At 40.1% G+C, this 890-nt stretch carries 2 protein-coding genes; both read left to right on the plus strand.

Annotation, left to right across the window (positions count from 1 at the left end):
* The first annotated feature begins 192 nt into the window (after positions 1-192).
* Positions 193-375: a hypothetical protein gene (locus tag HCR01_RS38035; RefSeq protein WP_193201029.1), complete on the plus strand. Its 183-nt coding sequence runs from the start codon at positions 193-195 to the stop codon at positions 373-375.
* A gap of 13 nt (positions 376-388) precedes the next feature.
* On the plus strand, positions 389-715 hold the full coding sequence (locus HCR01_RS38040) for a hypothetical protein (protein ID WP_193201030.1): 327 nt from the start codon (positions 389-391) through the stop codon (positions 713-715).
* The last annotated feature ends 175 nt before the right edge of the window (positions 716-890 follow it).

Below are 890 nucleotides of genomic sequence, written 5' to 3' on the forward strand. Positions count from 1 at the left end.
GTGAAGACTTGCACAGTAGATAGATGGAGTAATCAAACAAGACGAGTCACTAAACGCACACTAAACGAACTTAACAGGTTGCACTACTGGTTAAACGAGAATCCAGAAATTAGGCGGCGCTATGTGAAAGTATTTTCTCAAGCGTTTTGATCAATTAGAAATTAGGAACTGGAGTAACCAAAAAACTGTACTTTGTCCAGTTATTTTAATTATTACAGAGAAGAACTGGACAAAGTACAAGTTGAACTATTGCCCACCAAGAGTGGGTTTTTTAGTATGTATTCAACTGCAACAGTGTTGCGGTTAAGTGAAATAAAAAAGCGAGCAACCAACTTTGTTTTAGTGGCGATCGCTTTGGAAATAAACAAGTTTTAGCTTTGATGAAATTATGGCACGAAATAACGGGTTCGACGCAATTAGAGACGGTCTAGGCGAAGATAGCAACCAATTCAACTTATATGCCTACGACCAAGTGTCCGATTTCTCGTCTGTGATGGGAATTGATGCTGCTAGCGCCTCGATTGGAGATAAGCGTGGTTATTTAGCAATTGATTTGACTGATTCAAATGGGGATGAATTAGGCACTGTAGGCTTGATTGATTCTCGTTGGGGATACAGCCTTGATAAAAACTTAATGCATCCAACCAATTCGATGAAAGAGGCAGTATTTGGCGTGATTAATCACCATATTGACAACGGAGGGGTGATCAGTTGATTGATTTATTGATTGCTGCGGGACTTGGGGCAATAGTGGCCCATGCCAAGAATCAAACACTTGAAGGCAAGATAGAGGCACTGCAAAAAGATTTTAAAAACGGTAAATTATCGCCTCAACAAGCACAAAGTAGATACCAAGATTTAATTGCTAGGGAGATAGACAGCGTTCCAGG

Source organism: Nostoc sp. MG11 (assembly GCF_014904695.1).
Lineage (GTDB): Bacteria > Cyanobacteriota > Cyanobacteriia > Cyanobacteriales > Nostocaceae > Komarekiella.

Bases quoted from the DNA above. Each gene is read 5' to 3' on its own strand.
- HCR01_RS38040 (WP_193201030.1), top strand. From the start codon at position 389: ATGGCACGAAATAACGGGTTCGACGCAATTAGAGACGGTCTAGGCGAA.